The organism is Anabaena sp. AL09 (assembly GCF_001672255.1).
In the GTDB taxonomy this organism is placed as follows: domain Bacteria; phylum Cyanobacteriota; class Cyanobacteriia; order Cyanobacteriales; family Nostocaceae; genus Dolichospermum; species Dolichospermum lemmermannii.
Genome location: NZ_LJOQ01000097.1, coordinates 57,606 through 64,976, shown reverse-complemented (window position 1 = coordinate 64,976; position 7,371 = coordinate 57,606). Strand labels below are relative to the sequence as shown.

Sequence of the window (7,371 nt, the reverse complement as noted above, 5' to 3'; positions counted from 1 at the left end):
TTGACAAAATTACTATAGCTGTAGCACCACATTATACTTCTCAAAAGTGTTCTAGCTGTGGCGTAATTGTCAAAAAATCTCTATCAACTCGTACCCATAAATGTGTTTGTGGCTGCGAATTGCACAGAGATACAAATGCCGCAATTAACATTCTTAATCTGGCAAAAAATAGGGGAGGGCATCCCCAAATTAACGCTACAGGAGTTGGAATCTCTACTCTAGTTGGTGACTCAGCGCGGTCTTGGGGGTTTCCCCCATGAGCGACTGAGGAACCCGTAAGGGTGAAAACCTGCTAGAGCAAATTCTGACGATGAATGTAGAATCCCCGTGTCTTTAGACCGGGGAGTGTCAATGGTGCATAAATCTCACAATTTGTCTAGTTGCTGGCATTAATAAAATTATTGACGGGAGGAGTGATCATGAAATTATTAGTTCGTTGGAGCTTAACATTGGGTTTGGCTGGTAGTGTAATGTTTGCGGGAATCTTGGGAATAAATAATCTCCAAGCCCTAGCACTACCACAGGAACAGGTGGTAAAAACTTTACAAGAAGTACCAGTTTTTACACTAACTAATCCCAAAGGAGAATTTGTAGTTATCTCCAAAAAAAATCAATCTAAAACTATTTCCCAAATAGGCTTTTTTATTAGTAAGAAAGACGCTCAACTTTTCCTAGAAAATCGGCTTAAAAAAGAAAATCCCCAGTTAGCAAATACTATCCAAATCACACCAATTTCTTTAGCCGATTACTATAAATTAGTAGTAGAAAATAATAAGAAAAAAGACTCTAATGTAGTTTTAACTTTAGTTCCCACAAAACAGCAAGTGGATGTGGCCATAACTATGCTGAATACCAGTGGTAGCCCAGACAAAAAATTTAATGGTATTCCTTTATTTGTGCCAAAATTCAAGAAAGATAATAGCTATCTGACCATTTCCCAGGGAAAAAATCGGTTGATTCCTTTCTATTTTGAAAAAGAACAAGCAGTCGCTCTTTTAGAAGCCTTCAAAAAGGCTAAACCACAGGAAGCAGCGAATACAGAAATTCAGGTATTAGATTTGTATAGAGTGATTGAAACACTCAGTAGTAGTAATGATCCCAGCACCAATAAAATTTTCTTGTTTCCCTCACGGGAATCAATAGAATTTATTCGTTCTATAGTTCCAAATCAACCAAAAAAATAAAAAATAATCTTTACCTCCTGATATGTTAAAGGCAAATCAAATAGTTTCTGGATTAGAACTTTGGCAGTGGCGAAAAACCGCAATTCAAACAGCTATAGCCTCGGACATATCCCCAATGGAGGTAGATTGGCTATTATTAACAATAGCTAATTTAGACCGCTTGGCACTGCGTTTAGAATCTTTCAAAACATGGCAGCAAATCCCCATAAAATTGTCCTTAACAGAATTAGAGCAATTGTGGCAAAGGCGATTAGATGACCGTTTACCGGTTCAGTATATTGCAGGGACGACAGCTTGGCGGAAGTTTCAACTCACAGTTTCCCCTGCGGTCTTAATTCCCAGACCAGAAACAGAAATATTGATTGATTTGGCCGTAACTGCTGCTAACGGTGAAGCCAAAGCAGGTCACTGGGTAGACCTGGGAACGGGTAGTGGGGCGATCGCGCTAGGATTAGCTGAAGCATTCACAACCGCCACCATTCATGCTGTAGATATCAGTCCAGCCGCCTTAGCCATTGCTGAAACCAACGCGGAAGATTTAGGTTTTCGGGAACGGATTCAATTTTATCAAGGTTCTTGGTGGCAACCCCTAGAATCCCTCAAAGGTCAGTTTAGCGGCATGATATCAAATCCGCCCTATATCCCCAGTAATACCGTACTGACCTTACAACCAGAAGTAGTCAACCATGAACCTCATTTAGCCTTAGATGGTGGTGCAGATGGTTTAGACTATATTCGTCATTTAATTGATATTTCCCCTAATTATTTGCGTCCTGGTGGGCTGTGGTTAATTGAAATGATGGCAGGACAGGCAGAAATGGTGCGGGAATTGTTGGAAAATAATGGTAATTATATCAATATTTCCATTCATGCTGATTTAGCCGGAATTAAACGTTTTGCAGTGGCTTGTAATTGCAAATAAAAAATATTCTATAGCAACCACCTATTTCTCCTCCTTGCATTCCTCTTTGCGACTCTGCGTGAGACAAAAAAAGATTTTGGAAAAAAGAATATTTTACTATTAGATAGGGTAATTCCAGATAAACACCCCATAAAATTCTCACTGCCTACAACACCTTACACTGCCCATAATGCCTTAATAAATGATCACATAAAACCAAAGCCACCATAGCATCAACCATTGGCACAGCGCGGGGTAAAACACAAGGATCATGTCTTCCCTTCCCAGATAAAAAAGTTTCTTCACCTTCCTTAGTTACGGTTTTTTGTTCCTTTCTAATAGTAGCCGTCGGCTTAAAAGCCACTCGGATAATAATATTTTCACCGTTGGAAATTCCCCCTTGAATTCCGCCCGAACGGTTAGTTACTGTTCTAATTTCGCCACTTTCATCAAGATAAAATTCGTCGTTATGTTCAAAACCTGTTAACAAAGTTCCGTCAAAACCCGAACCGATTTCAAAACCTTTACTTGCGGGTAGTGACATCACCGCTTTTGCTAAATCTGCTTCTAATTTATCAAAAACAGGTTCGCCTAAACCCTTGGGAACATTCCGTACCACACATTCAACCACACCACCGATGGAATTACCATCTCGACCGGTTTGTTCAATTAATGAAATCATGGTATTAGCAATTTCGCCATCTGGACAACGGACAATATTGCTTTCGACATCTGCTAAAGTGACGGTATTCGGATCAACAACACCTTCTAAATCCTTAATTCGCTTGACATAAGCAATAACTTCCACCTTTGCCACTTGATGTAAAATCTTTTTAGCGATCGCCCCTGCGGCTACTCTACCTATTGTCTCACGCGCCGACGACCTACCGCCACCTTGCCAATTTCTGAATCCATATTTAGCATCATAGGTAGCATCTGCATGAGAAGGGCGATATTTTTGTGCCATTTCATCATAATCTTGGGGACGAGTATTTTTATTTCTGACTAAAATGGCAATTGGTGTTCCCAGAGTTTTCCCCTCAAACACCCCAGATAAAATCTCACAGGTGTCCGCTTCTTTGCGAGGAGTCGTAATTTTACTTTGTCCTGGTCGTCTTCTATCTAACTCAAATTGAATTTCTTCGGCAGAAATTTCCAGTTGTGGGGGACAACCATCAATAATAACTCCCACACCGCCGCCGTGAGATTCGCCGAAAGTAGTAATACGGAAAAGATGACCAAAAGTGCTGCCCATGATATTCAGGAAATACAGACCGGAATATTTATTTTACATGGAGTTGGGCGATCCTGCGAAAAATCAAAAATTCCCCATGACAATCAGTTATCTTAAAGACTCTCACTTTGTCCCCTGTCACCTGTTAATAATTGAGTCTGGCAGTTAAACTAGATAAGAAAACTGTAATTTCTAGATTTGACAATTTCACCAGAAAAACAGCCATAAAGGTAACTATTATGAAAAATTTGCACAAAAAGGCTTTAATGAAACAGCGTTTATCAAGTTCGTCCCAGCGTCATGTTTTAACTGGAGTCATAGCTGCTGGGCTGATGATGTTGCCAGGGCTAGTTGGTAGTAGTCCCGTTTTAGCGCAGCAAAAGCCAGAGCGGAATTCTTTAACCTATGGGGAATTGATTCAGAAGGCAGATAAAGGAGAAATTAGAAAGGTAGAATTGGATCAAACTGAACAGATAGCTAAGGTTTATTTAGCTGGACAAAAGCCGGATACCATACCTTTACAGGTGCGCCTTTTAGATCAAAATACCGAATTAATTAATAAACTTAAAGAAAAAAACGTTGATTTTGGTGAAGTTTCCTCCGCTGGTAATAGAGCCGCTGTGGGGTTGTTAATCAATCTGATGTGGATTTTGCCCTTAGTGGCTTTAATGCTATTGTTCCTGCGCCGTTCTGCAAATGCTTCTAACCAAGCCATGAGTTTTGGTAAATCTCGCGCTCGGTTTCAAATGGAAGCGAAAACAGGCGTAAAATTTAATGATGTTGCGGGAGTCAAAGAAGCCAAAGAAGAATTAGAAGAAGTTGTGACTTTCTTGAAACTTCCAGAAAAATTCACAGCGGTAGGGGCGAAAATTCCCAAAGGGGTGCTGTTAGTTGGACCACCTGGAACTGGGAAAACCCTGCTCGCAAAAGCCATTGCGGGGGAAGCAGGTGTACCTTTTTTCAGTATGTCTGGTTCGGAATTTGTAGAAATGTTCGTCGGGGTGGGTGCTTCCCGTGTCAGGGATTTGTTCAAAAAAGCGAAAGATAATGCGCCTTGTTTGATATTTATTGATGAAATTGACGCAGTAGGTAGACAACGGGGTGCGGGTATTGGTGGTGGAAATGATGAACGGGAACAAACCCTCAACCAGCTATTAACGGAAATGGATGGTTTTGAAGGGAATACGGGAATTATTATTATTGCTGCTACCAACCGTCCAGATGTCCTGGATTCGGCTTTATTACGTCCAGGACGCTTTGACAGACAGGTAATTGTGGATGTCCCCGATTTGAAGGGAAGACAGGAAATTTTGACAGTCCACGCTCAGAATAAGAAGATTGATCCTAGTGTATCTTTGGAAGCGATCGCTCGGCGCACTCCTGGTTTTACAGGTGCAGATTTAGCCAATTTACTCAACGAAGCCGCTATTCTCACCGCCAGAAGACGCAAAGAAGCTGTTACCGATTTAGAAGTTGATAATGCGATAGATAGAGTAGTTGCGGGTATGGAAGGAACTGCTTTAGTAGATAGCAAAAATAAACGCCTGATTGCTTATCATGAAGTCGGACACGCTTTGGTAGGTACGTTGGTTAAAGGTCATGATCCTGTGCAAAAAGTTACTCTCATTCCCAGAGGACAAGCACTAGGTTTAACTTGGTTTACTCCCAATGAAGAACAGGGTTTAATTTCTCGTTCCCAAATTTTAGCCCGCATTGCCGCAACTTTAGGCGGTCGTGCAGCGGAAGAAATTGTGTTTGGGAAAGCGGAAGTTACCACAGGTGCGGGAAATGACTTACAACAAGTTACCAGTCTGGCTCGACAAATGGTCACAAAATTTGGAATGTCTGATTTGGGTCCAGTTTCCTTAGAAAATCAAAACAATGATGTATTTTTAGGGCGTGACTGGGGAAATAAATCAGAATATTCTGAAGACATTGCTGCTAAAATTGATGCCGCAGTTCGGGAAATTGTTAACCGCTGCTATATTCAGGCTAAGGAAATAATCCAAGAAAATCGGTTAATTTTGGAACGAGCAGTTGATTTGTTGATAGAACAAGAAACTATTGAAGGTGATATATTCCGCACAATGGTCGCTAACCATACTCAAGTTAAAGTTACTAATGAGCAGGTGTCTGTACCCTGTTAGAAAGTTTCCTTTTCCCTTTTCCCTGTAGAAAATGCGCTACTCTATGAATATGGTTTAGAGTAGAATTAGCAGTTACGCTAATATAAATCGCCAATGGTGTTTGATCCTGACTTTTTACAAGACGACTCTGAGCAACACCCTAATCAACTTCTGAATGATCGCTTTGGGGAAAACCCAAATCAATTACTTAAATATTTACAGCATCAATCCCCCGAAGTTTTAGCCCGTGTCGCCCAAGCTGTCAGCCCTGAAATTAAACAAATCATTTCCCAGAATGTCCAAGGACTAGTGGGAGTGATACCGACAGAACATTTCAATGTCCAAATTACAACAGACCGGGACAATCTAGCGGGAATACTAGCATCGGCAATGATGACAGGTTATTTTCTCCGCCAAATGGAACAGAGGATGCAATTGGAACATTTATCCAATCAATAGGAATCAGGAGTCACCGAGTCAGGAGTCACCGAGTCAGAAGATCAGGAAGTACAAAGAACAATTATTCCCCTACTTCCCCTACTTCCCCTACTTCCCCCACTTCCCCCACTTCCCCTACCTCCCCCACTTCCCCCACTTCCCCTACTTCCCCTACTTCCCCCACTTCCCCTACTTCCCCCACTTCCCTTAACTCTGTCACCTGTTCCCTGTTCCCTACTATTGGGGATAATTTCCGGCACGGACTTTAAAGATTTGAGTTTTACCATTGCGGTTGACTTCTATTGCGAGAATGTCCCCAACGGTACTTGATTCAACTATCTTCTGGACTTGGGCAGAAATTTTTATTTGTTTGCCGTTAATCTTTTGAATCACATCACCAGGAAGTAATCCTCCTGTCTGCGCTGGTGATTTTTCCATAACTTTTCTAATGACAATTCCCACATCTGGCTGAATGTTTAGTTGATCTTCCTCTTTCAGTCTCTGTTTTGTAGTTGTGGAAATATCTATCATCTCAATTCCTAAAAATGGGTGAGCAACTTCTCCTTTGGTAAATAGTTCATTGGCTACACGGAAAGCGGTTTCAATAGGGATAGCAAAACCAAGTCCTTGAGCATCAGCACGGATAGCGGTATTCACACCAATAACTTGTCCTTGAGCATTTAAAAGTGGTCCTCCAGAATTACCAGGGTTAATTGCTGCATCTGTTTGGATAAAACTCACGCGCTTATCAGGAACACCTACTTGGGCGCTAGTTCTGTCTGTGGCACTGATAATGCCAATAGTGACAGTATTATCTAAACCTAAAGGATTGCCAATTGCGATCGCCCATTGTCCAGGAACCAAATTTTGTGAATTACCTAACTTGACTATCGGCAATTTATTCGCGGAAATTTTGACTGCGGCTATATCTGTTACCGTATCAACTCCTACCACCTTCCCTTCAAAAGTTCGCCCATCTTTGAGGGTGACTTGAACTGTATCTGTGTCTGCTACTACATGAGCATTAGTTAGTAACTTACCATCTTCGGTCAGAATAAATCCTGAACCTGTCCCGCGCTCAATTTTTTCTGAAGGCATTGGTTGTTCATCTTTTTTGAAAAAATGCCGAAATAAGGGATTTTTCAAAGCTTCAGTCATCGGATTTGATATTTTCCGAATTGCATTAATCCGCACAACCGCAGGGCCAACTTTGCTGACAGCAGTGGCGATAAAATTGACATTATCACCTCCAGAAGAATTGAGTATGCCATCGACAGGTTGGGGAACAACAGATTCAGCAGGTAAAGTTACCGCCACATTTTTTAACTGTTGAAATGAAAGATTGTGTGTCCAAAAATAACGACTAGCAAAGACACCACCACCAGAGCCAATTACCACCAAACCTATATAAACAGCCAGTTGTTTCAAAGATAACTTCATAATAATTAAGAATAATGGCGCTCAAAGACAGATGGAAGCTTATCTCTT

General features: G+C 41.2%; 8 protein-coding genes. 5 read left to right on the top strand and 3 right to left on the bottom strand.

Annotation, left to right across the window (positions count from 1 at the left end; translation table 11 throughout):
• The 3 genes from AN490_RS20100 to prmC form a co-directional block, all read left to right on the top strand.
• A partial coding sequence (locus AN490_RS20100) for a zinc ribbon domain-containing protein (RefSeq protein WP_300006613.1) occupies positions 1 to 260 on the top strand: 260 nt, incomplete at its 5' end.
• A gap of 159 nt (positions 261 to 419) precedes the next feature.
• A complete protein-coding gene (locus AN490_RS20095; RefSeq protein WP_300006612.1) occupies positions 420 to 1,184 on the top strand; it encodes a Tic22 family protein in 765 nt (254 codons plus the stop codon).
• 22 nt (positions 1,185 to 1,206) lie between these two features.
• The gene (gene prmC, locus AN490_RS20090) at positions 1,207 to 2,106 is read left to right on the top strand and encodes a peptide chain release factor N(5)-glutamine methyltransferase (RefSeq protein ID WP_300006611.1); all 900 of its coding nucleotides are present in this window, start codon (positions 1,207 to 1,209) and stop codon (positions 2,104 to 2,106) included.
• Positions 2,107 to 2,251: 145 nt separating this feature from the next.
• Here the strand turns inward: prmC and aroC are convergent, their stop codons facing one another.
• Positions 2,252 to 3,340, bottom strand: coding sequence for a chorismate synthase (aroC, locus tag AN490_RS20085; RefSeq protein WP_300006610.1), 1,089 nt, complete (start codon positions 3,338 to 3,340; stop codon positions 2,252 to 2,254).
• A 218-nt stretch (positions 3,341 to 3,558) separates the two neighbouring features.
• Between aroC and ftsH the strand changes: the two genes are divergently transcribed.
• Complete coding sequence (ftsH, locus tag AN490_RS20080) at positions 3,559 to 5,466, top strand: ATP-dependent zinc metalloprotease FtsH (protein ID WP_300006609.1); 1,908 nt, start codon at positions 3,559 to 3,561, stop codon at positions 5,464 to 5,466.
• A gap of 93 nt (positions 5,467 to 5,559) precedes the next feature.
• Positions 5,560 to 5,904, top strand: a complete 345-nt coding sequence (locus AN490_RS20075; RefSeq protein ID WP_041458567.1) for a DUF760 domain-containing protein — start codon at positions 5,560 to 5,562, stop codon at positions 5,902 to 5,904.
• Between the two features lie 61 nt (positions 5,905 to 5,965).
• On the opposite strand, the gene AN490_RS20070 is transcribed toward AN490_RS20075, so the two are convergent.
• Both AN490_RS20070 and AN490_RS20065 read right to left on the bottom strand, forming a co-directional pair.
• Positions 5,966 to 6,103, bottom strand: a complete 138-nt coding sequence (locus AN490_RS20070) for a hypothetical protein (RefSeq protein WP_300006608.1) — start codon at positions 6,101 to 6,103, stop codon at positions 5,966 to 5,968.
• A 17-nt stretch (positions 6,104 to 6,120) separates the two neighbouring features.
• Positions 6,121 to 7,323: an HhoA/HhoB/HtrA family serine endopeptidase gene (locus tag AN490_RS20065; RefSeq protein WP_300006607.1), complete on the bottom strand. Its 1,203-nt coding sequence runs from the start codon at positions 7,321 to 7,323 to the stop codon at positions 6,121 to 6,123.
• Positions 7,324 to 7,371: the final 48 nt, after the last annotated feature.

Coding starts and splice junctions, on each gene's coding strand:
- AN490_RS20095 (WP_300006612.1), top strand. CDS start 420: ATGAAATTATTAGTTCGTTGGAGCTTAACATTGGGTTTGGCTGGTAGT.
- prmC (WP_300006611.1), top strand. CDS start 1,207: ATGTTAAAGGCAAATCAAATAGTTTCTGGATTAGAACTTTGGCAGTGG.
- aroC (WP_300006610.1), bottom strand. CDS start 3,340: ATGGGCAGCACTTTTGGTCATCTTTTCCGTATTACTACTTTCGGCGAA.
- ftsH (WP_300006609.1), top strand. CDS start 3,559: ATGAAAAATTTGCACAAAAAGGCTTTAATGAAACAGCGTTTATCAAGT.
- AN490_RS20075 (WP_041458567.1), top strand. CDS start 5,560: ATGGTGTTTGATCCTGACTTTTTACAAGACGACTCTGAGCAACACCCT.
- AN490_RS20065 (WP_300006607.1), bottom strand. CDS start 7,323: ATGAAGTTATCTTTGAAACAACTGGCTGTTTATATAGGTTTGGTGGTA.